This is a genomic window from Butyrivibrio sp. NC3005 (assembly GCF_000424545.1).
Lineage (GTDB): Bacteria > Bacillota > Clostridia > Lachnospirales > Lachnospiraceae > Butyrivibrio.
Window position 1 is genome coordinate 16,443 of record NZ_AUKC01000022.1, and the last position, 24,280, is coordinate 40,722.

The window sequence follows — 24,280 nt, forward strand, 5'->3', positions numbered from 1 at the left end:
TTTCAATATTAACTTAACAAATGCAACAAAATTATACTAATCAATCCAGTATTAAAATATTAAATTTTCAAATTTATTCTGATGTAATGTTCTGCAAATCTTTTGTCTTTTTCTTCACTGTTTTTGGAGTCACTTCCACTTTCTTTTTATCAATGCTTACGGGTTTTTAAGAACTATTTGGAACAAAAGAACATTTAACAAAATACCGATTTGGTTGTTTGAGTTTCGTTAATAGGTTATCGTTATTTTATAACATTTTTACACTAATTTCAACTATTGTTTAGGAAATTGAACAATATATAAATTATTCCTGTCTTTCCAATATGTATTTCGACATTTTCCAATTCTTTGCATATTCTTTATCGTAAAAAAAATCCGATTTCTTTAGAAAGCCTTATGCAGCTCTAACCTATTTTTCCTCATGAACAGTGTCAAAATTAGAAAAGGAGTAAATGATTATGCCAAGAAAAGGAGAAAATATCTGCAAAAGAAAAGATGGACGTTGGGAAGCTAGGTATATCGCCGGTAGAAAAGAAAATGGCAAGGCAATCTATAAATCAGTCTATGGCCATAGTTACAAAGAGGTTAAAGAAAAAAGAACCAGGATTCTAGAAGAAAGGGCTAAATTTCCAGATAATAAAAAAGTTAAAACAGACACAATCGAAGCAGTTGCTAAGGATTGGATACAATGTAATACCTATAAGTGGAAAGAATCAACCAAATGTCGTTATATAGAAAAGTTAAACACTTATATCATACCTAAATTTGGAAATAGAAGTCTATCAGATATAAGTACAAAGGAAATAGAAGACTTTATCCTAACGCTTCAAAAGGAAGGTTATGAAGGTCGAAGGCCACTTGGATCAAGTTCTGTATCTATGGTTTTGACTATCTTGAAACAACTTCAATTTCATGCTAAGAAAACTGACTGTTTTGTTCGATTTTCTGCTGAATGTATCGTAATAAGAAAAAATAAGCCAAGACATGAAGTTCTTACACCAAAAGAGGAAAAGATACTTATCAAAAAACTAAAAGACAACCTGAATGAAATAAATACAGGTATACTCACTAGTTTATTTACAGGTATTCGTATCGGAGAAATCTGTGCATTACGATGTGACAATATAGATCTAGCTAATGGAATCCTCCATATTAGGGAAACAATGCAAAGGCTTCCTGATTATTCTAGTAGTAATAAGAAGACTTTGGTTCAAATAGATATTCCCAAAAGCGATTGTTCCAACAGAGACATTCCAATTAATAAGAATTTACTTAAACTGCTCCGGCCTTTTATAAAGCCAGGAGCTTTTCTTTTAACCGGAGATAAAAAAAGATTTGTAGAACCTCGAACTATGGAGAATCATTTCAGCTTAATACTAGAACAATGCAATATTAAACATTTTGGTTATCACGTAACAAGAAGAACATTTGCTACTCGATGCATAGAACGTGGAATGAATCCAAAAACTCTTTCAGAAATACTTGGTCATTCTAATATAGCCACTACACTTGATTATTATGTGGTTGCCGATATGAAGAAAAAAGCTGAAGGATTAGAGCTTCTTTCAGATTTATTAAACTTATGAATTAGAAATTTTTCGTTTTAGCAAAGTAAAAAATCCCTAAATATAATCGTGTAAAAAGTCAAAAGTACGCTTCTACGCTTTTTTATTATCATATTTACAATTATTGACAATAAATCAAAAAGGCTTTAGACTAAAAAGAGTAAACTAGTTAGCATTTTTACGTTTTGGAGGGTATAGAAATGGCGGCTACAAAGAAAACTACAAAGGCAGCTTCTACCAAAAAAGCTTCTACAGCTGAAACGCCGAAGACTGCCAGCTCAAAATCTCTTGAAGTTAAAGTTATTCTTCAATATGGCGAAAAAAGTATAAGCTATGATACATTTATTCAGAATGCAAAAAATGTTTGGGAATTCAATCTTGGTAAAAAGCCTGATGATTTAAAGAAACTGGATTTATATATTAAACCAGAAGAAGGCAAGGTTTATTTTGTTGCTAATGATACGGAAGAAAGCAATTTCGACATCTAGTGATACAGAATTACTGCTATGACGCTAGTCATGAACGGATTCATATATCGCACGATGTTAGAGATTTGTTTGATACTCTAGTCATCAGGATAATAAGTATTTAAGCACAAGGAGGTGCGCTATGTCAGGAATAGGTAGTATAAACGGATATGGTGGCTTTAATGGACAAGGTTTATCTACAGGCTCCTATGATATCCAAAAAGCCGGCAGAAAATCTTCTCCTCAGGAATGTGAAACATGCAAGAATCGCAAATATAAAGACGGTTCTGATGAAATGGTGTCGTACAAAAGTGCGCAGCATATTTCTCCAGAAGCTTCAGCTGGTGCTGTAAGAGCACATGAAGGCGAGCACGTTAAAAATGCCTACAATAAAGCTGCTCAAAATAATGGAACTGTTATCAATGCTTCAGTGTCCATAAAAACTGAGATTTGTCCAGAATGTGGAAGATCCTATGTCGCAGGAGGTGTGACTAACACACAGATTAAATACAGGAATGAAGATAATCCTTATCAGAAGGATTTAAAGAGTCAGGATGCGATAAAATATAAAGGAATGAATGTAGACTATGTTGCATAACTCATTCCTAAAAAGAGTTTGCCTATAATAATATTAAGGCAAACTCTTTTTTAAATCTAAAACATATTTTTTAGATGTATTTTATAGAATATTTATCTTCTCTTTTTTGGCAGTTTAGGATTATAGGTTATTATAATTACATCGAAGAACCCCTCTTCGAACCCCTCAACAAAACTTTTTTTCATATCGCCCGAGCAGGTTCCCTATCCTGCTCGGGTCCTCCCATTTTATTGGATGTTTTATTTATAGATTTTTGTCAATTTCTTATCCATATATTTAGTCACAAAGTTTTTTTACAAGGAACATAAGTTCTGCTTTATACTCATCATCTGAGATATTCAATTCTTTAATATTGTTATATATATTCTCACAGCTAAGATCTGATGCATATTTATTTCCTTCCAAAAGCTGTGCAAACTCAGCAACATAAGATGCAAAAAGGAAATTTTTAGACGGTGAATTTGTGATATTATCCTTACTTACTACTTTTTCCTCTTGAACAGAAGTATCTTTATCAGGCTCTTTATATCTAATCCTGATAGTAGCAAGTTCTCTTGCATACTTAACTTCATTATCAATAGCAGCATTCTTCATTACCTGATCATTTTTTTCTTCTTTTGATGAGGTATTACTATTTGCCTTATCTTTTTCTTCATCTTGTTTTGAAGCATCTTTACTTGTTCTTGATGATTCTTCATCTTTCTTCTGATATTTTAGATCTGGACTATCAGATGTTTTCTCATCTTCTACTCCTTGAGGAACTATCTCATACAAAGCTATAACCTGGTGTCCTGCTCCGATTTCTCCGCCATCTTTTTTATCGTCTTTAAAATCTTCTGCACTCATTTGTCTGTTTTCATAGCCAATCTGTCTATAAGATTTAACATTTTCAGGATTGAACTCTATCTGCAATTTCACATCTTTAGCTATTGTTACGAGGGTTGCACTCATTTCTTCGACAAAAACTTTTTTGGCTTCCATTGTTGAATCTATATATGAATAGTTTCCATTTCCATAGTCTGCAAGTGCTTCCATGTTGTTATCTTTGACATTTCCTGTCCCAAATCCGAGAACTGACAAGAATACTCCGGAATCCTTCTTATTAGTGATGAATTTCTTCAATTCTTCTTCATCAGATATTCCTACATTCAAATCTCCGTCTGTTGCCATAATAACTCTATTGTTGCCGCCCTTGATGAAATTGTCTTTGGCAACTTCATATGCCATTTTAATTCCCGCTTCTCCGTTAGTACATCCATCAGCCTCAAGACTGTTTATTGCCTTTTGTATCTTTTCTTTTTCTCCTCCATTTGCACCGTTTAGAACAATTTTTTCTTCGCCGGAGTATGTAACAATGCTGATTCTATCATCTTCTGTTAGATTATCTACAAGTTTTCCAAAAGATTTCTTCAAAAGAGGAAGTTTGTCATCATCCATCATAGAACCTGATACATCTATTAAAAAGACAAGGTTACTATGTGGCATTTCAGATGCTTTGAGTTTCTTTGTAGTAACCCCCACAAACATTAGCTGATGCTTGTCATTCCACGGACAAGCTGCAACTTCTGTTGTTACTCCAAACTTATTGTTTCCGCTTGGATCATCCAAATCGTAATGAAAATAGTTGATAAATTCCTCAGCTCTAACAGCATCCTTATTTATTGTTGCAAGACTTACACCATCATTAATCATTCTTCTTACATTTGCATAGCTTGCAGTATCAACATCTGCAGCAAACGTTGAAAGCGGATTTTTTGTCACGTCAAAGAAATCATTATTCTCTAGCTTGGTATATCCTTCGGTGTTATTGTATTCTTCTACTCCGCCTTCTGTATCGTAGCTATCCTCACACTCTACGCATTCGGCCGCTGTCTGGTCTGAGTAAGTTTTGGCATTATTAACAATTTTGCTTTCTGTAGCTTTTGGCTGCTCGGCAGTGCCGCTACTTGTTTCTCTAGAACCTCCGCATCCAGATATTAATACTGTGGATGTCATAGCGCATGCAAGTGCTCTGACAAATCTTTGCCTAATAACAAGTGTTCCTTTCATAATCTTTATCCCTCCATACCTTTTTCATGAATCGTAATATACGATTCTCTTGCTATTTCCTTGTTACTATTTATTTGTTACTATTTCTTGCTATTCAATAATAGTAACAATTGATTATTTTATCTGTTCAACTTTTTCCATTATTGTTGCTCTTGTTTCATCAGAATCATAGCATTTGAACAAATACTTGTATCCTTCACTATCCCAGATAGCGACTTTTATGTTGTCTTTATCCTGTCCCTTTAATGTTATTGTCAATCCATTTTTCTGTTCTTTGCTTTCGTATGAATATTTTGACTCTTCTTCGTCAAGCTCTGCTTTAGATATTGACTTTTCGATTACATACAGCTTTCTTCCATTCGTATCAGAGAAAAAGACTGATATTTTCTTTCTCTTTATAGCTAAATATTCTTCTATGCTATTTTCTGCTGGTTCAGGATAAGATATTTTGAATCCAGCATACTTTTCTGCTTCTTCCAAGGTTCTAAAGGTGGTTTTGGCGTTTATTGATGTTTCTTCTTTTTTACCATCCTTATTCTTTGACTCAGCTCCATCACTCTTTATTTCTGAAGTATCTGTTGGAATAGCACTTTCTTCCATACTCTCTGTTTCTGAATTTGATTTATGGCTAGAACCTTGCCTATTGATATCTTTAGGTACTTCTAAAACCTTGGCATTTTCTTTTTCGCTATTTTCTTTGATTTCCTGACTGTTATCAGCTTTTTCTGCTGGTTCATAGCACTGATCAGTTGCTTGTTCTGCCTGTTCATCATGTTCTGCTCCTTCTGTTACTAGACTATTTCCAGTATCGCTATAAATGTTTGGCGACGAAGTGCTGCAGTTTTCATTGTTATTAGAACCCTTGATATATGCAAATGCCAGCACTGCAGCTGCCAAGGTTGCTAAAACTCCTACCGTTCTAGGTGAAAATACTCTGATTTTCTTCTTTGATGGCGAAGTATTCATTGCTTCTTCTATAAACTTATCATCAATCTCTCCGAATGCATCCAAGAGTTTATCAGCTTTATCTTCTCTATTCATAATAATTGTTCCTTTTCCAAAAAAATCTGCAACTTTTTTCTGCTTCTTGATAAAGTCATTTTTACCTGACTTTCTGATATTCCTAGTTTTTTGGCTATTTCTTTAACCGGTGTCATGAAAAAATATCTCATAACCAGCATTTTTCTTTTGTCTTCCTGCATATTTTCGAGAAAAACATTGATTTTTGCTGCTAATTCTTTGGCTATTATTTCCTGTTCGATATTTTTTTCATCACTAATGCATTCAGATAATTCATCTAAAATAACGTATGATTCGCCATTCCCTCGTTTTTGTGCATGCTTATCGCGCCAGGCATTTATCGAAAGATTTCTTGTTATTTTACCTAGAAAGCTTTGCAAAAAGTTTGGAATAGTGGGTGGAATTGAGTTCCAGGCTTTAAACCATGTATCGTTCACACATTCTTTCGAATCCTCCTCATTATTTAATACGTTCCAGGCAATTTTATAACAATAGTTACCGTATTTTTTTTCTGTTTCTGATATAGCTTGTTCTTGCCGGCTCATGAACAAAGCTATGATATCTTTATCTTCCATTTCTCCTCCAATATTTTGTTTTCAAGCGCTTTCAATAATACAGACACTATTATACTAAAAAAGGTCACTCTATTTTTTCAAAAAATAAAAACGTCTTTAGTTGTTGGAATATGTGTCTTATTACCATCAAATACCTGTGATAATGAAATGTTTGCGTACGTCGTCGCATATACAAACAATAAATGTATTCCAATCAATCAAAGACGTTTCTACTCTATGATTTTCTATAGTTTTATTTACTTTTTGTGCTTTTTCCCTTTTTTATTTTGGGCTTTTCAAATTTTGTTTTTAATCCACTTTTTCAATTTTGGCTTTTTGATTTTCTAGTTTGACTTTTCAGGATGAATTACCGATTTAAATCATTGCATCAATTTTGGCTGCAAGTTTATCCTTTGAAACAGCTCCCATTTCATCGCTTACTAGCTTACCATCTTTAATAAAAGCAAAATATGGAATGCTCATAACACCATATTTTTGAGCAAGTTCTGGCTGCTCATCAACATTTACTTTACCTATCTTTGCTTTGCCCTCATATTCTTCTGCAAGCTTTTCTACAACTGGTCCCATCATCTTACATGGCCCACACCAATCTGCATAAAAGTCAATAAGTACTGGCACATTGCTATTCATAACTTCTGCTTCAAAATTTTCATTTGTAAATCTGTATTCCATATTAATTTCCTCTTTCTTTTTAAAATAAGCTTTCGTATTCTTTACTTTTAGTTGACATTTTTGATGATTTTTATTAAAAGTAAAAAAACAATTGCATTTGTCATCTGATAACTTTATTATAGGTAGTATAAAAAATATATCAAGTACGCAGTTTTTATTAATCTAGTAAGGAAAATGATACCATGAGTAAAATAGTAAAAAAAGAAACTTTATGCGAAGATATTGCTGGTCAGGGATGCGGTTTAAAACGTGTCATTGATATCATCGGCGGAAAATGGAAAATTATGATTTTATGTGTTATTGACAGCAACGAAGTTGTTCGTTATGGTGAACTAAACCGTTCAATCCATGGAATAACTAATACTATGTTGGCAAATTCTTTAAAAGATCTTGAAACAGATGGTCTTGTTGAAAGAAAACAATACGATGAAATGCCTGTACGCGTAGAATACAATCTTACACAAAAGGCCAAAAGCCTCATCCCCATTCTCCTTGAACTAAAAAAATGGGGCGAGGAAAATCTTTGACTTATCTACTTTTAAACTTCTTTCTTTGTTGATGCCCTGTCATTTTAACAAGAAGATTCGTTGGAACTATCTTTTGAAAAAACATCGCAAATTTCATTCTTATACTAGGAACAATGATTATCTTTTTATTCATAATTCCTAGTATAGCTTCCTTTACACATTTTTGAGGTGATATTCCTTTTAATGCAAATACCACATCTGCCTTGTCATTAAATTCAGTGTTAACTGGTCCAGGACAAAGTGCTCCGACATAAACACTACTTCCCATTTGAGATAACTCAGCTGCTACTGCTCTGGTAAGGCTGGTCACGTAGGCTTTACTTGCATAATAGCCCGCCATATATGGACCTCCAGGAAGAAGTCCTGCAGAAGATGCTACATTTAAAATTCTTCCGTCATTACGTTTTTGCATCATTTGAAGCACACCTTTGAATAAAATATGCATTGCAATATCATTGACATGAATCATCGATATTTCTTTTTTCAAATCAGTTTCAAGAAATGATCCACACGCTCCAAAACCTGCATTATTAATAAAAATGTCTATTTTTTCTCCTTTAATCGACTCTAGAAGTCTGTAACAGTCTTCTTCTTTTTCTAAATCAGCAGATATGATTCTAACTGGTGTTTTTAACTCTTTCTCTAACTCTTCCAGTCTTTGAGTTCTTCTTCCGGTTAATATCAACCTATACGACATTTTCGATAATTGAAGTGCAAATTCTCTTCCTATTCCAGATGTTGCACCTGTTATTAATGCTGTTTTCATAGACTTTTTCCTTTTATTATCTTATGCAGCTTATTAGTAACACCATTTTTTGTTGCTGTTTTTTTCTCTGTATTGCCTTGGAGTAATTCCTACATGTTGACGAAAAACCTGAATGAAATGACTTTGTGATGAAAAATTTAACTTATTTGAGATTTCAATTTCTGAACAATCACTATATTTTAACATATTCATAGCGATTTCCATTTTCTTTTCTCTTATATATGAACTTATTGTAACTCCTACTTCTTTTCGAAACTGTCTGGATAAATAGCTTTGAGATATTCCGACTGCATTGGCTACATCTCCTACGTTAAAGTATTCGTTTCTATGAACATATATATAATTTATTGCTTCGGAGATAGACTTAGAAGTTTTGAGACTTCCTTTTTTCAACATCATTCTCTTTGTAAAATCAATTACCATTTCATCATGAAGCTTTTCTATTGTATCTATGTTTCCCAAAACATCCATCTTACGGATATAATAATCACTAAGCTGAAATGCTTCTTCATCTACAAGTCCATTTTCGATACACATTCTAGTAATAAGTGCTGCCGTAACAACGAAATGATATTTCAAGTTTTGAACAGGATTTTTTGATAATACTCCTACTCCCTCTGTTTGTACAAATCGTTTACTATTTATGTTTTTTTCAATTGCATCCATATCTCCAGATGCAACAGCCTTGTAAAAAGCTATTTCTTCCATGGGTGGGCGATGCTCTTTTACAACGTCCGTTTCCATTTCAAAATTATCTTTCTTAGTTTTCATTAAATCCATTTTTATAACTCCGATATTGATGTTCACAGTAAATATGAGTTTCTATTTCTAAATTAAGCAAAATGCCATAAACAATCAATTACCTTTTCAGGTTCTTTCTTGTTTATGGCATTTATATTATCATATATTTTTTTAATCTAACAGATGAAGGACTAATCTTCCTTGAATCTATTACTCCTTAACGCCACCAAGTGTAAGACCTGTTACGAAGTAACGCTGCAGGAAAGGATAAATACAAATGATAGGAAGAATTGTTACCATTGTAGCTGCAGCTCTTACTGATGTAGGTGTTACTGTACCTGTAGCATTTTTCATAGCTTCAACTGACTGTCCCTGGTTTGTTACAGATGACAGGAGTTTCATAAGTTCGTATTGGAGTGTTGTAAGCTCGCCCTTCATACGGTTGTACAACATTGCATCAAACCATGAGTTCCACTGACCAACTGCTACAAACAATGCAACAGTTGCATATACAGGCTTACACAAAGGAGAAATGATCTTTACGAAAATTGTTGTATAGCCAGCACCATCAAGCTGAGCAGATTCTTCAAGAGAATCTGGAATACCATTCATATATGTTCTGATAACGAGCATATTGAAAGCACTTACCATTCCTGGGATAACATATACCCAGAATGTACCTGTAAGATTAAGGTTCTTAAACAATACGAATGTAGGAATAAGACCACCATTAACATACATTGTGATAACCCAGAACAAGGATAACTGTCTGCGGAAGATGAAATTCTTACGGCTAACAATGAATGCAAGAATTGCATTTGTTACAAGGGCAAGAAGTGTTCCAATTATTGTTCTAGCAACTGTTATACCTGCACCTGTAATAAGATTATCCTTATGAAGAACTGTATCATAGTTCTTCAAGGTGAATTTTCTAGGTAAAAGATAAATACCACCTTTTAATGCATCTGTACCATCATTAAATGAAATAGCTAAAGTATTTAATATAGGATACAGAGTAAGAATAAGGAACACTATCATAAAAATGGCGATAAATGCACTAAAGAGCACATCTTCCGTGGAATATTTCTTGAGTTTCATTAGTACAACCTCTCTTCCCCGTGACGCTTTGCAAGACTATTAGCAACAACAATAAGTACAATGCTGACAGCACTCTTGAAAATACCAGCTGCAGTACCAAGTGCATAGTCATTCTGACTTACACCCCATCTAAGTACGTAAATATCAATAGTCTGAGATACTCTCTGAATCAAACCGTTACCTAACAAGTACTGAATTTCGAATCCTGCATTAAGAACGTTACCAACATTCATAAGAAGAAGGATCATGATTGTTGACTTAATACCTGGAAGTGTGATGTAGCGGATCTTGGAAAGTCTTCCAGCACCATCAATTGAAGCTGCTTCATAAAGAGATGGATCAATTGATGTAATAGCTGCGAGGTAAATAATTGCATTCCAACCTGTTTCTTTCCAAACGTTTGCAAATGCAACGATTGGCCAGAAATAGCCAGGATGTGCAAAGAAATCAATTGGCTGCTTTAATATATGAAGATTCATAAGAATCTCGTTTACAATACCTGTTCCATTTAAGATATCATGGAGAATACCACAAACAATAATCCATGAAAGGAAATGAGGCAGGTATGAAATTGTCTGAATCACTTTTTTGGAATATTTAAGTCTAACTTCATTAAGAAGAATTGCAAAAAGTATTGCCATTACAAATGTAACAACAAGGTTGATCACACCCATTGCAAGGGTATTACGAATTACTCGGATAAATGTCTCATCTGTAAATAATGTCTGGAATTTCTTTAAACCAACAAACTCAGAAGCGAAAATTCCTCTAGCTGGTTTATAATTCTGGAAAGCCATAAGCCATCCAAAAAGTGGTAAATAACAAAATATAACACCATATACTACGAATATCAAGGACCAGATCAAAAGAACTCGCTGATGACGGATTTCTTTCCAATCTATCTTTTTCTTCTTTTCCATACTTTTCTCCCCGATGTTAACAGAAACCTCCATATAGACTCCTCTCTATCTTTTCTGTATAAAAGCTCTCAGGTTTGTAATCAATTTAAGGAGAAAGCCGACCGGAACCCATAAGACTTACGGCCGGCTTTTGATCTCCTATAATAAACTTATTTATGACTTCTTGCTGAGATTTACGATAATCATCAGCAAGAATCCTACTTATTTCTTGTACTTAGCTGCCTCTTTAAGACGACGATCAAGCTCTTTCTGCATCTGGTTGATGAAATCTTCTGGCTTGCAAGCCTTGTATGCTTTCATATATTCAGCCCAGCCCTTATCGAAGTCCTTAGCCATTACAACCTTAGGAAGGTACTCGTGCTTGCACTCGCCCATCTTTGTCCAAGCTACACCGCCTTCTGTATCAGTTTTAAGGGAGTTAGAATAGCTCCACATAGGATACCAGTCACCAGGAGCCTCACTTGTACCGATCATATCAACATATGTCTTTGCGCCATATGCTTCGAAGCATTCCTTAACGTCTGCACTAAGACCATCAAAGAACTCAGATGCCTGTCCATCAGACTTCATAGCATTCTTGCCATCACGGCTTGTTCCAGAATACTGTGGGAAGTATGAGTAAGAGCAGGAATGAGATGCCTTATAAGCTGTATCAGCATTACGCTTTCTCATCTCATCTGTACGCATGAACATACCATCTTTATCTACATTGTAGTCTGTACCCTCAACACCCCAGAAACGAAGGTTGTGGATATCCTGGCTAAGAAGATCATCTACAAACTTAAGTGCGCCTTCAACGTCATCACAATCAACTGTGATAGCAAGTCCTGTACTTGTGTTAAGAACACTTCCGGAGTTGTGCCACTGGTTCTTTCTTCCATCGATTGTGATTGGAAGTGGAACGTAGTTGCAGCCCTTCTTATCAAGACCAGCTGTCTTCAATGCATCACCAGCTGTGTTAGCGAAATCCCACCACTGATCGATCATACCAAGAACACGACCAGTTGAAAGCTTAGAAATATATTCATCATATGTCTGAGTGAATGATTCAGGATCTACGATACCCTTCTGATACTCTTCATTAAGCTTGCGGAAATAAGCAACTGCTGTATCTGTTGTATTGTAGTCGATAATCTTCTTTGATGTTGGATCTACAATACAAGAACCATCATTTGGATATCCATCAAGGAACTGTGGTGCATTCTCAAGACAGAAATATCTCCAGTCATCGCAAAGGATTGTATAAGGAATAACCTTTGTACCATCATCCATTGTTGGATTTGCCTTTGCATAATCCTCAATGAGCTTGAAGTACTCATCCATAGTTGTGATCTTTGGATACTTAGCCCACTTTAAAACTCTTGTCTGAATCCAGAATGCTTCATCATTGTGTACGCAGACCTTCTCTTCTCCGTAGATGTTGGAGAACTGAGGAATCCAATAGATATGTCCGTCATCCTGACGAAGTGCATCCCACTGCTGCTGTGTGAAGAATTCCTTAATGTTAGGATATTTATCGATGTAGTCATCAAGTGCTACAAGTGCGCCTGCATCATAAAGTGATTTCATTCCATCACCGCCATCGATAAAATCAGGATACTCGCCACCAGCTATAATTGTTCCAACAGCTTCTGATGCTGTCTGACCTGTAAGCCAAGTCTCTTTTACTTTAACACCTGTCTTTTCAGCAATAATCTGCTGAACTTCATTATCATCATTAAGCTCAGAACCAGGTACTGCAAAAAATGCTGTGAACTCTTTAACTCCGTCTTTGGAATCCTTAGAAGAATTTCCACCATTTTTGCTACCGCAACCAGTTAACATTGATCCGAGCATTACGCCTGCAAGAAGCATGCTGATGAGTCTCTTTTTCTTCATCTGTTAATTACCTCCCATGAATGTTTACGGGCTAGACCTTCTCTATCCCGTGACCTTTTGTATAATAGCAAGTTCAAGATTTATATTATCCGGAAAAATTTCAACAAAAAACATGACAGATTACATGTTTTTATAATCTGTCATGCATTTCTACCAAAATCACATTATTCATTCGCTTTTTTTCGGAATCTTGACGGGGTACAACCTTTTGTTGCAATAAATCTATTGACAAAATAATCTACATCTTTGTATCCAGTCTCCCCTGCTATCTGATAAACTGGCTTGTCCGTATTTAAAAGCATATGTGCAGCCTGCTCAATTCTATAATTATTCAGGTAGTCCCTAAAGCTGCATCCATACTTTTTTCTAAAAATCTGCCCAAGATAAGCATTATTTACGTAATATTTTTTTGCAAGTTCCACTAATGTAAGATTTTCTGGGTAATGCTTCTCTATTTCTTTCTCTATTTCACCCAGAACCCCTCGTGAAACTTTCTGTCTAAGCTGACTTAAATAATCACCATACTCATATGCACATCTAATAAGATGTTCCTTACTTCCACGCATTATTCCCTCGCCAAAAGAACTTTCGGAAATATTTCTGAGTATTTCTTCCTGATTTATACCATCATCCTGCTGTGTGGCAAGGTGGATTAATTGGAACAAAAGATAGTTTATGTTTAGATTCATTCCGTCTGGTGTAAGTTCAAGTCTGGCCATTTCATTGTAGAAATCATCTATACTATGCCTGATTTCATAATGCTCATTTTGCTCAATTGAACGAATAAGCGCATCCATGCTGTTCTTGCACAATACAATCCCTCCAGAATTATACTGCACTTCTTTTTCATAATAGTAAATGGATTTTCTGTTTCTAAATCCAATAATAGATCTTAAAATCCTGATATTACCATATGAAACGTCAATGTGACATATATCATTTTCCTTTTTACCTACCAATAAAATAACGGGGAATCCACATGCACCTTTTACAAAAGCAAGATATTGCTGGAGAAAATCCTGCTGGGTACTTTCTTTCTTTTTCCACATATTCTCAGGACATATAAGACCGACATCATAAACTCTCTCCTGTCCTGATACATCATAAATGCAATATCCACTATCTTCTTTAAGGAAGTCTTTTGATGCCTCATATATCTGACGTTGCCTTGCCTGAAGCACATCATCACTTGCTTCATCTACGCCTTCTGCGTGGAAAGGTGTAACTTCAACATAACAAACATCTGTTGTACTCTGAAGATGGTCTCTTACATAATTTAAATTTGCATCAACAAATTTACCGTGAATTAGAGCTTTAAGATTAGTTTGCAGATAAGCCGCTTCAAGTTTTTTATCTCTAATTCTCTTCTCGTTTTGAGAATCACATAACCCCTGAACTGTTTCTAAAACCCTTAAAAGCTCCTTGGCATCCACAGGTTTCAATATATAATCTGTGCAATTATCTCTCATAGCCTGTTGAACGTATGAAAAATCAGCAAAGCCACTCAATATTACAAAATAAGCATCCGAAAGACTATCTCTTCTAATCTTTGATAATAATTCAAGGCCTGTCATTTCAGGCATCCGAATGTCAGAAATAATCAAATCGACGCTATGATTTTCGAGATATCTGCAGGCAGAAATTCCGTTTTGAGCTGAATAGACAATTTCAGCTCCATGTTCTCTCCAATTTATTAAAACTCTAAGTCCCTGGAGGATAAATGGTTCATCATCTACCAACATTACCTTTAGCATTTCTATATTCCCTTTCCCTAAGACTGACAAGGAATTATTATCTGAAGAAGAGTTCCCACACCCGTCTCACTATCGATATCAAATTCAACATGTCCTTTTGTATACATTTTCAAGCGAAGTGAAGCATTCATGCAGCCTATATGCTTTTGATTTTTCAAAAGATCTATACTGGCTTCGCGAAGCTGCATTAAAATTTCTTCTTTCTCTTCCTTGCTCATACCATTCCCGGTGTCTTCAATTTCCAGATTGATGTTGTTATTTTTTTTAAATATTCTGACAAAAATCCATCCTGGTGATGACTTCTCCTCTATACCATGAATGCATGCATTTTCAACAAATGTTACAATAGTAAGTTTTGGTATCAAAAATTTCTCACAATCTTCATCCACCTGAAGAGAAAACGAAAGTCTATCACCAAAACGATATTTCTGCAAATCAAGATAATTTTGGACGAATTCCATTTCAGACTTGATGCTAATAAGATCATTTCCCCAATCAACATACTGCCTTTGAAGATATGCGAGTTTTTCAACCATTTCAGCTGTATTGGTTTCATTTTTTATTACGCTATGCATTCGAATACTCTCTAGCGAATTAAACAAAAAATGGGGATTGATCTGATTTCGAAGTGCCAAAAGCTCTGCATTCTGCCTTGCAACCATCATATGTTGTTCACGAAGTCTATTGTTGTACACAAGTCCCAGCAAAAAAACAGGCACAACAACATTCAAGGTCAAAAAAATAAAAATAAGAGGAAAATTCTCCGCTATTATAGTTGACCTTGTAATAGTCGGCTTTATTACCTTTATTTTCAAATTTTGTCCTACTATATTATAAACCTGCTCAAATCCTGTTTTTCTTTTCAGAGATTTGTCAAAATCAAAATAATTACTCCCTACACTTGAATATCTACCGTTTGATAATACTATTTTGTCTCCAAGGCAAATATAAACATCTGTAGTATAGTTCATTTCATGGAGAGTTCTTATAAAAGAACCATAATCAATTTCAACAGCTAATACCTTTTCAACTTCATTAGGTTTATAAAAATTCAATTTTTGAAGAAGAAGAATACGTCTCCTGTCATCTACTGTTATCACCTTGCTGTCATCATACTCAAAATACAAGATTCTATCTAAGCCACTTTCCTGAAGATATTTATACCATTTTTGTTCTTTTGCTTCAGAAAGCTTGTGAATCTGTCCTCCGCTTATAAGAGATTCATTAGCTGCATATAAAAAGATTTTAAGTCTTCCGCTTTTTCCATTCGTTCCCATTAGTGTACTTTTGAGCATACTCTGATATGCATCAATATAATCCATGGGTTCTCGGTAACCTGCACTTAAAAACTCATATATATACTTATTCATGTAAATACTGTCAGCAACAGCAAGAGCACTGTCAACAGTGCTCGTTATTGTATACTGAACAGAGTTTGCCTGCTTCTCCATTAAATTTAAATTATTATTTTTCTGAGTACTTATCATTAGATTAATAAGCAGAACATCCACAATTAGAAGAGGCGCAAAGATGGAACTAATTATATAAATAAGTCTTCTTTGACTCATCAAAAATTTTTTCATATCGAATCCAAAATCATCCTACAATTTTGTTATACAGTTCGAAAAATCGCTTTCCATCAACTTTATCTATTACTGTCGCATTAAAAGAGTCTACCTTTGGCATTGAATCATAAGCAAAACCTTTTTTGTAAAAAATCACCTGGCCAAAGCACTCGCCTTCATCTGCTATGCAACTTCCATGACAAATTGTTTTGTGAAGAACAAATTCATCATCAAAAACGCACAACATTGCAATAGCATCACATATAGGAAGAAAATCAATTCCGTTATTCTGAATATAAAAATCCATAATTTTATCAAGTGATGCAGCTACAAAGTTCTGTACTTGGTTACCATTCTTCATTTCATCAAGCTGTGCTTTACTTACTGTTGCCATTTCACAGGCATCAAGACCGATAATTTCTACAGGAATACCAGAATCAAGCATTATCTTATATGCAAGTGCATCCTTGTAAACATTAAACTCTGAAACTGGTGTTGCATTTCCGGGTCCAAATCCTGATGTCCCCATTGACCATATGCACTTAACCTTCTTCATTGTCTCTTTATCTTTCTCAATTGCTCTTGCAATATTAGTAACAGGCGCAAGTGTTACAATTTCAATTTCATTTGGATATTTACGAACACTTTCCAAGATGAAATCTACTGCATTTTGTTCTTCAACTTTTCCCTGTGGATGAATAAGACCTGCATCACCCATTCCATCTTTACCAAAAATACTGACAGTTTCTCTCTCGATTCCATCCATGGAAGTATGCGCTCCCATATATACAGGTGCGCTGCAACCAGCAATTTCAAGTGACATAAGAGCATTTTTTGCTGCCTGATCAAGACTTACATTACCGGCTGCAACTGTAACTCCTACTATATCAAAAACATTAGACATAGCAGCAAGAATAATTGCTGCCGCATCATCTCCACCTGTATCTGTGTCGATAATGACACGACGTAATTTCTTTTCCATCATTTTGCTAGCTGTCATTTTTATTTCCTTTCTTACTAAAACTTTTTATGTATTCATAAATATGTTCTTATAAATATGTTTTTCCAACTTCTTATTAAAACTTATTCTCATTAAAAACGCAAGTGCGTGCATGATAAGTAAAACATAATATAGTTTGTGGAACTTAAGTTCATTCAATTTTTTCATAAATCTCAGCAAAAAGTCATACTTTATTGTTTTATGTAATCCGTTTTGCTGTTTGTATATTTCGTCGCAGACACGCTTTCGCTTGATTATAAACGTAATGGTACATAAGGTTCTAAAATACAGAACCTAAGTACCAACGTTTATATACAGTTCTGCTCATGAAATATTACAAGCCAACAAAACTCATTTATCAAATATAAGTAACAATAAAATATAGATTTTTGTCACTGCGTTCCAAAAGCCACGTAAACTGGCCATTTAAAAAGGCTTCGCCTTGGACCAGTTTGCCGCTTGACTTTTGTTCTCACGAAACTCGCAGTAAATGCGAGTTTCTGAATATAAGTGACAAAAAGTCAAACTTTATTCACCATAAATTGTCTGACGCAAAAATGCCTTGTTTTTCTCAAAATCCACTTTAAGTACAGCCATCTTATTAATTCTGGCATCACTCCAGCTTCCTTCTATAGGAACACTTTCTGATACTTTTTCATATTTCAACAAAAATGGTGCTTTGATTGCAAGCTGATAACAATCCCCTTGGGTCATGTTTGTCTCAATATTTGTACACATATTTTTAAGAACACCATCTCCGTTTGTAATAAGCGCTCCTGGTAGTTTCTCTATAACCGCATTTATTACTTTTCTTTGTCTTTCAGTTCTTCCAAAATCAGAGCCTATATAACGATTTCTTGTATAAGCAAGTGCCTGTGCACCATCTAGCTTAATCTTACCGCTAAGTGTTTCATCTAAATAATCTGTTCCTTCTGGAAGTTTATTTATGATGTTATATTCCCAAAGATAACCATTAACCAGTTTTACCTCTTCATTTGTAAGGTCCAGTTCTACTCCTCCAACTGCATCTACAATACCGACAAATGCATTAAAATCAACAATCATATATCTGTTAACTTCTATTCCAAAATTAGCGGTAATTGTTTTCATCAACAGTTCAGCTCCGCCAAAAGAAAACGCTGCATTCAGCCTGTTCTGTCCATGTCCAGGAATATCGACAAAACTATCTCTAAGAAAAGAAGTCATTTGAATCTTTTTTGTTTTGTCGCTAATAGATAAAAGAATCATAGCATCTGAACGACTGCCAGACACTCCTTCTCTTGCATCATTACCAATTAATAAAATATTGGTTACTCCATTACTGGTAGGACTGGCAGCTGTAAAAGCTTCAACTTTTTCATAATTCATCTTTTTATAAGCCATGCCGGTTACAGCATAGATTCCACCAAAATACAATGCTGCTATAAGCAAAACAAATATTAAAAGTTTTCTAAGAAACCTATGCTTTCTTTTCTTATGTCCATTCCTTATATTTGACTGATTATATCCTGTCTGATTCATATTTTTGTTACTTCCTACATTACCTGCTGCATATCCATTCTGAGTATTCATTTGATTTGGAGCCTTAATTTGCATATTTCTTGCTCCAAGATTTGAATTCTGAACAGAATTTTGATTTATACCATAGCCAGCCGCCATTGGCTGTGCAGTTCTATAATTTTCAACACGGTTAGAATTTGCCTGCTGCATATGTCCCATGTTTACTGCATGGCTAGTTGCTGCCTTACTAGAACTTACCTGTTGAGCATTCCCAAAATTGGCTCTAGGATTATTAATTGCTGATTGTGCCGCGCTTTCTTGAATATTTGAACTCTCTGCAGCTACTCTATTAGAAGGAAGCCTTAATGCATTATATAGTCTTCCGCATACTGGATCTATTTTTCTTATTGCAAAAAGATCTGACACAGTTACAAATTCAAATCCCATACGCATAAGATTAGGAATAGCTTTTTCAAGAGCATGCAAAGAGGCTTCATTCCATGAATGAAGAAGCACAATATCCCCATCTTCAGCATTCATAAGTTTATTATAAGTATTCTCAGCATCTTTTCCCTGTTCCACGATACTTGCTCCAATCAGAGGCCTGTCGAGATTTTGGTACATTTCTTCATTGTACTCTAAATATGGAGCTCTCAAAAAAGAAATTTTTGCATCATCTGCCGCAGACAATATTGTATCATCTGCATCTGCAAATTCATCAAGGATATCTTCTATATACATATCCTCCATATGAGGATGCTGCATTGAGTGATTACCTATCTCACACCCAGCATCTATCATATCGCCTATCTGGTTACCATAATCCAAAACATGTTTACCTATTACAAAAAAAGTAAACGCAATATCATATCTTTTTGCAAGCTGTAAGAACCTTACAGTACCATGCTGATTTGGTCCGTCATCAATTGTTACAGCAATAAACTTCACATTTCTTCTCATACTCTCTCCCCTTATTATTAAGAAACTCGCATAAATGAGAGTCTCTTAATATACTTACCAAAAGTAGTCACTCTTTTTATTGTTCTCTTGCCTTAACCAATCTTTCAAAAAAATCATTCATTTACTTTAATAGCTCTGCTAAGATTTCCTTTTGCAAGAACATTAAGATGTGATGTAGCTCTAGACATTGCTGTATACAGGCAATGATGTCCGAGTTCATCATCCGGATATGTGTTATCATCTGCATCAGCAATAATAACATGATCAAACTCTAATCCCTTTGCAAGGGTAAGTTCCAGCATGAATGCACCACTCTTTGGCAGAGCACTATATCCCGAAATAACAGTTGGTGCTTCTTCGCCAAGGAGGTTAAGAACTGCATCCATATTGCGCTGATTTCTACATATTAAAGCAGTCAAACCTTCTTTTTCCTTATAAGTTTTCAAAAGGCTAATAAGCTTATCCTTGTATTCTTTTTCATCAGCAAAGCTTTGAACATATGTCTTTTCGCCTGGTCGTCTAACTGAAGAAATCATCATCTTCTTTTCGCCTGGAAGAATTGAAGCAAATAAATCAGTTATTTCCGGTGAACTTCTATAGCTTGTCATAAGGAAGAGTTCAACAAATCTCTTTCCATCTTCTTTTGCCATTTCTTTTATCTGAGAAAATGAAACTGTATCCGACCTTATTGCCTGAAATTCATCTCCTAAAAGCATAAACCTTACATTTGGAAAATACTTCTTAAGTACCATAAGCTGTGCTTTGGTATAATCCTGTACTTCATCAACCATTACATAACGCATATTTCTGTCGCATTCTCCCGTAAGTTCCATTTTTAGGAAGAACCATTCAGCTGCACTTATATTTGGTCTATTAAGTAGTCTTTGCGCTATGTGGGTCACGTTGACAAAACCGCAACGTCTGATATTCTTTAAGGCACCTCCAAAGTCATTTTCCAACTTATTCTCCTCTTTTTCGTCACTTCTTGCAAGTGATGAAGAGGTATCATCGCTAAAATTAGAGTCCTTTATTTTGAGAGAGTTTTTGGCTCTATTATCAAGTTCATCAGCAACAGTCTGTATGAGTCTTACTCCAAACGGAAACTGACTAAACTGTTTAATAACAGAAAAAACCTCTTTTTTAGACAAAACAAGATTTTCTTTCTGATAAATATCATAAAAATCATCCAGCTGTGGCTCAAGCATAGGAAGTTTGTCGTGAATCATCTCTAAAGTTGAGCTATCCGTATGGTCAAACTCACTATCAACAAATGGAACATGTACTGTTTCAAGGAACTCTTTCCAAGTAAGAGTAATAGGATTGGTCTCTCCCAAATCCGGAAGTACATTATCAATATATTCCCTAAAAACAGGATTAAGTGTCATAAGACATACTTGATCTGGACGAAGCGTTTGTCTTCTTTGGTAGAACAAATATGCAATTCTTTGCAATAACACTGACGTTTTTCCGCTTCCTGCAATTCCATTAACAAGAAGTACGGGAACTTCAGGATATCTTATTACCTCATTTTGCTCTTTCTGAATAGTTGCAGTAATAGCAGTCATCTTGTCAGATTTAGCCTGAGAAAGAGACTGTAATAACATAGGATCTTCAATTGCAACGCTTGTATCAAAATAAGCATTAAGCTTGTTTTTCTCAAGCTCAAACTGTCTTCTAAGTTTTAAATCAACCGGAATCTCTCTGTCTTCAACTGTATAGTGAGTCTGCCCATTTTCCTGATTGTAATAAACCTCAGCTATTGGAGTTCTCCAATCTATTACCATCTGATCATAGCCATTCTCAGAAATTGCAGCTCTTCCAATATAATAATCTTCTGGTTCTTCTGAAGGATCAAACTGAACCGTTATTTTGGCAAAATAAGGAGCTTCCAAAAGCTTTTTTACTGTCTGCAGGCGTTTACCAAGTGATTTACTTTCAATGTTATAGGTGTCGATATACCTATTCCAAACTTCTATCTCTCCAAGAGTTTCCATTGTCGTTTCATCATCAGCATAATCAAGTCTTATATTATCTCTTATGTCATTTTTCTCATCTGATGCTTTTTCATCAAGATTTGCAATCTCCCCTTCGAGATGTTCTTTCATATCTAAAAGTTTGTTATAAATCTTAGTAAGATGTTGCTGTTCAACTTCAAATATTTCTTTTTCCATAAACTAAATCCTTCTATAGCAAAAAATTAACCTCAAAACATCCTTATAGTATAACATGATACAGCTATTAAATATAGGAAAATAATGAATGCTTTCGAACTCACTTCACGACAACTTCCAGTTTTTCAGCATTCGATATCATAGTATTTCCTGATACTTACATATTGTAACATTTATATCTTTACTCATTATTCGGTAGTCTATACCTCCAACTTAAGATAAAACTATAATTGCAAAGTCTCCAGAACGAAGTGATAAAAATCTATTATTAGTTTTTTAAAATAATCCGAAATAAAAATAGATACCTTGAGTTTTATGGCAAAACATATACTTTTTTGTTTTATATAATCTGTTCTGATGTTTGTATATTTCGTCGCAGACACGCTTTCGCTTGATTATAAACGTAATGGTTCGTAATGCGCTAAAAAACAGCGCATAAGAACCAACGTTTATAAACAGTTCTGCTCATGAAATATTACAAGCCATCAGAACTCATCTAATTAGTTCAAATAACAAAAAAGTATAGTTTTTTGTCACTGCGTTCCAAAAACTACGCAAACTGGCCATTTGAAAAGGCTTCGCCTTGGACCAGTTTGCCACTTGACTTTTGTTCTCACGAAACTCGCAGTAAATGCGAGTTTATGAATATAAGCGACAAGAAGTCATGACTTCTTGCTGAGATTTAGGATAATCATCAGCAAGAATCCTGCTTCGCAGGACAAAATTTGTCTTAACGACAAATTTTGGTCTGGTACGGTTATTGATTTTCCTGATGAAAACAATAACCTATGACTTTTTGTCACTTAACTCAAAGAATACATAAGAGAGGTCACCGTATATGAAAAAAAACAGGATTATATCCATAATACTCATATTTGCACTTCTTTTGAGTATGACAATTCATTCTAAAGCTGCAGGCGATGTTGAAAGGCCAACTGCCAGCATTTCAAAGATTTCTCTGGGGGCGTCTATGGTAGCACCAGGTGGAACGCTAGGTGTAGCAATAATTGGTACTATTACAGATAATTATGGTATTAGTTCTGTAGTATTAAATTATAGTAGGCAAGGTCAGATTCTCTCCGCCACCCTCCTTTATTCTGCTGGTAACTGGTTAGGTACTTTTAATGTTCCTTCAAATGTTGCCATTGGCGAGTACTGGATTCACAGCCTTAAAATAACTGATAATGCCGGAAATATAATGAATATCAATAATCCAGGTCTTCTTCCTGGCGATCACTCTTTTAAAGTCAGTAGAACCGCTAAAGACAACAGCTCTAGTAGTGCAAAAGCTGTAAAATTTGATACCAAAGAGTCAGATTCATTAGTCGAAACAATTCAAAACTCTGCTTACAATGCCAATATCACTATATCTGCTGAAGATGGTGCTAAGATTCCAGCTTCAGTTTTTGAAGCAATCTGGAAATCCAATAGAACGCTTCGTTTCGAAACCCCAAATGCAATATGGGTTTTTGAAGGTCAAAACATAATTAGAGCAGGTGATGTTGACCTAACCCTCAAATTATCAGAAATTCCTAACAATAATCCTTCTGGAGGAAATGACGATGCGATTTCAAAAATTCTCCACAACATTTATGGATGCGTAGCAAACTTTGCAGATAACGGCATCCTTCCCGGAAGAACTCACATTACTATTTTAACTTCCAAAAATGGATACAGGCATTTCAACGGAAAAAAGATTCATGGATGGTTTTATGATTCTGATAATGAGAAACTAGTGGAAATGAATGAATCTCTTTCTCCTTATCTTGATGATAAAGGATACATTACTTTTGACATTACCCACTGTAGTTCCTATGTATTTACCACATCAAAGCCAAGCTCCACAAAATTGCCTAAAAAAGAAGAATCTACACCTAAGAAATACACTGTAAAGACCCAAAACGGCAAGGCTGTTGAGCTTGAACTTCCTGACGATTATGTTCCTACTGATGAAGAAAGATCTCGTTTTGAATGCGTAAGTTCACAAGCTCCAAGATTCTGGACTGCAAATTATGGAAATGACAAGAGTTATGATGACATCACTATGCATAACACACTTCAAGGGCCAGAATTCTTCAAATCTGTAGAAAGCGCAAGAGGCAGATATAAGATTCTAAATACATACAGCATTTATCCAACCAAGAAAGGTCTTATTAGATACAGTAATGCTGATACTCTAGTAATGCTCGAAATACCTGATGATGTTTATGAAAGTGGACGTTCATATCGAATGATAACAGTTGACCCAACAGGTACTCCAACAGTATTCGATGATTTAGACGATGATCCTGCAACTATCACATTCTTTACGCATCAGTATTATGCTTTTGCTTTAGTTTATGTTGAATAATCATCTATTTGACAAAATTAATGGTAAAATAAAAATGTATGTTAATTTTTTGGCAATTTATTTTTAAGTAAGAAAGCTTCAATAACTTTCTTACCAGGATAGGA

19 protein-coding genes are annotated in these 24,280 nt (G+C 34.9%); 5 read left to right on the forward strand and 14 right to left on the reverse strand.

The genetic code is table 11. From position 1 onward, the window contains the following. Positions 1–458: 458 nt before the first annotated feature. From G634_RS0107175 to G634_RS0107185, 3 genes are all read left to right on the forward strand, one after another. Complete coding sequence (locus G634_RS0107175) at positions 459–1,586, forward strand: tyrosine-type recombinase/integrase (RefSeq protein WP_026504722.1); 1,128 nt, start codon at positions 459–461, stop codon at positions 1,584–1,586. Positions 1,587–1,765: 179 nt separating this feature from the next. Beyond that, positions 1,766–2,053 carry a DUF6465 family protein gene (locus tag G634_RS18365; RefSeq protein ID WP_051233750.1) on the forward strand — a complete coding sequence of 96 codons (288 nt, stop codon included), beginning with the start codon at positions 1,766–1,768 and terminating at the stop codon, positions 2,051–2,053. Between the two features lie 121 nt (positions 2,054–2,174). Then, a complete protein-coding gene (locus tag G634_RS0107185) occupies positions 2,175–2,630 on the forward strand; it encodes a hypothetical protein (protein WP_026504723.1) in 456 nt (151 codons plus the stop codon). A gap of 276 nt (positions 2,631–2,906) precedes the next feature. On the opposite strand, the gene G634_RS18370 is transcribed toward G634_RS0107185, so the two are convergent. The 4 genes from G634_RS18370 to trxA form a co-directional block, all read right to left on the reverse strand. Continuing rightward, on the reverse strand, positions 2,907–4,679 hold the full coding sequence (locus G634_RS18370; RefSeq protein ID WP_035799275.1) for a vWA domain-containing protein: 1,773 nt from the start codon (positions 4,677–4,679) through the stop codon (positions 2,907–2,909). A gap of 114 nt (positions 4,680–4,793) precedes the next feature. Continuing rightward, on the reverse strand, positions 4,794–5,720 hold the full coding sequence (locus tag G634_RS0107200) for a hypothetical protein (RefSeq protein WP_026504724.1): 927 nt from the start codon (positions 5,718–5,720) through the stop codon (positions 4,794–4,796). Further along, positions 5,717–6,274, reverse strand: a complete 558-nt coding sequence (locus G634_RS0107205; RefSeq protein ID WP_026504725.1) for an RNA polymerase sigma factor — start codon at positions 6,272–6,274, stop codon at positions 5,717–5,719. Before G634_RS0107205 ends, G634_RS0107200 begins: the two co-directional genes overlap by 4 nt. Positions 6,275–6,628: 354 nt before the next feature. Then, on the reverse strand, positions 6,629–6,946 hold the full coding sequence (trxA, locus tag G634_RS0107210) for a thioredoxin (protein ID WP_026504726.1): 318 nt from the start codon (positions 6,944–6,946) through the stop codon (positions 6,629–6,631). Positions 6,947–7,128: 182 nt separating this feature from the next. Here trxA and G634_RS0107215 point away from each other — a divergent pair, with 182 nt between their 5' ends. Then, complete coding sequence (locus G634_RS0107215; protein ID WP_026504727.1) at positions 7,129–7,473, forward strand: winged helix-turn-helix transcriptional regulator; 345 nt, start codon at positions 7,129–7,131, stop codon at positions 7,471–7,473. 1 nt (position 7,474) lies between these two features. Here G634_RS0107215 and G634_RS0107220 read toward each other — a convergent pair whose 3' ends face one another. The 10 genes from G634_RS0107220 to G634_RS18390 form a co-directional block, all read right to left on the reverse strand. Then, positions 7,475–8,239, reverse strand: a complete 765-nt coding sequence (locus G634_RS0107220; RefSeq protein WP_026504728.1) for an SDR family NAD(P)-dependent oxidoreductase — start codon at positions 8,237–8,239, stop codon at positions 7,475–7,477. Positions 8,240–8,272: 33 nt separating this feature from the next. Beyond that, positions 8,273–9,019: an AraC family transcriptional regulator gene (locus G634_RS0107225; RefSeq protein ID WP_242826784.1), complete on the reverse strand. Its 747-nt coding sequence runs from the start codon at positions 9,017–9,019 to the stop codon at positions 8,273–8,275. A gap of 171 nt (positions 9,020–9,190) precedes the next feature. After that, complete coding sequence (locus G634_RS0107230) at positions 9,191–10,078, reverse strand: carbohydrate ABC transporter permease (RefSeq protein WP_026504730.1); 888 nt, start codon at positions 10,076–10,078, stop codon at positions 9,191–9,193. Next, positions 10,078–10,998 (reverse strand): ABC transporter permease subunit, encoded by a 921-nt coding sequence (locus G634_RS0107235; RefSeq protein ID WP_330364786.1) that lies wholly within the window; start codon positions 10,996–10,998, stop codon positions 10,078–10,080. The genes G634_RS0107230 and G634_RS0107235 overlap by 1 nt, the downstream gene beginning before the upstream one ends. Before the next feature lie 201 nt (positions 10,999–11,199). Then, a complete protein-coding gene (locus tag G634_RS0107240; RefSeq protein WP_026504732.1) occupies positions 11,200–12,876 on the reverse strand; it encodes an extracellular solute-binding protein in 1,677 nt (558 codons plus the stop codon). A gap of 164 nt (positions 12,877–13,040) precedes the next feature. Then, complete coding sequence (locus G634_RS0107245) at positions 13,041–14,630, reverse strand: response regulator (protein ID WP_026504733.1); 1,590 nt, start codon at positions 14,628–14,630, stop codon at positions 13,041–13,043. Between the two features lie 17 nt (positions 14,631–14,647). After that, positions 14,648–16,213, reverse strand: a complete 1,566-nt coding sequence (locus G634_RS18375) for a sensor histidine kinase (protein ID WP_051233751.1) — start codon at positions 16,211–16,213, stop codon at positions 14,648–14,650. 13 nt (positions 16,214–16,226) lie between these two features. Then, positions 16,227–17,195 carry a nucleoside hydrolase gene (locus tag G634_RS18380; protein ID WP_051233752.1) on the reverse strand — a complete coding sequence of 323 codons (969 nt, stop codon included), beginning with the start codon at positions 17,193–17,195 and terminating at the stop codon, positions 16,227–16,229. Positions 17,196–17,723: 528 nt separating this feature from the next. Continuing rightward, the gene (locus G634_RS20250; RefSeq protein ID WP_051233753.1) at positions 17,724–19,655 is read right to left on the reverse strand and encodes an LCP family glycopolymer transferase; all 1,932 of its coding nucleotides are present in this window, start codon (positions 19,653–19,655) and stop codon (positions 17,724–17,726) included. Positions 19,656–19,768: 113 nt separating this feature from the next. Further along, a complete protein-coding gene (locus tag G634_RS18390; protein ID WP_035799277.1) occupies positions 19,769–21,826 on the reverse strand; it encodes a HelD family protein in 2,058 nt (685 codons plus the stop codon). Between the two features lie 838 nt (positions 21,827–22,664). On the opposite strand from G634_RS18390, the gene G634_RS0107270 reads away from it, so the two are divergent. After that, positions 22,665–24,176, forward strand: coding sequence for a hypothetical protein (locus tag G634_RS0107270; RefSeq protein ID WP_026504734.1), 1,512 nt, complete (start codon positions 22,665–22,667; stop codon positions 24,174–24,176). Positions 24,177–24,280: the final 104 nt, after the last annotated feature.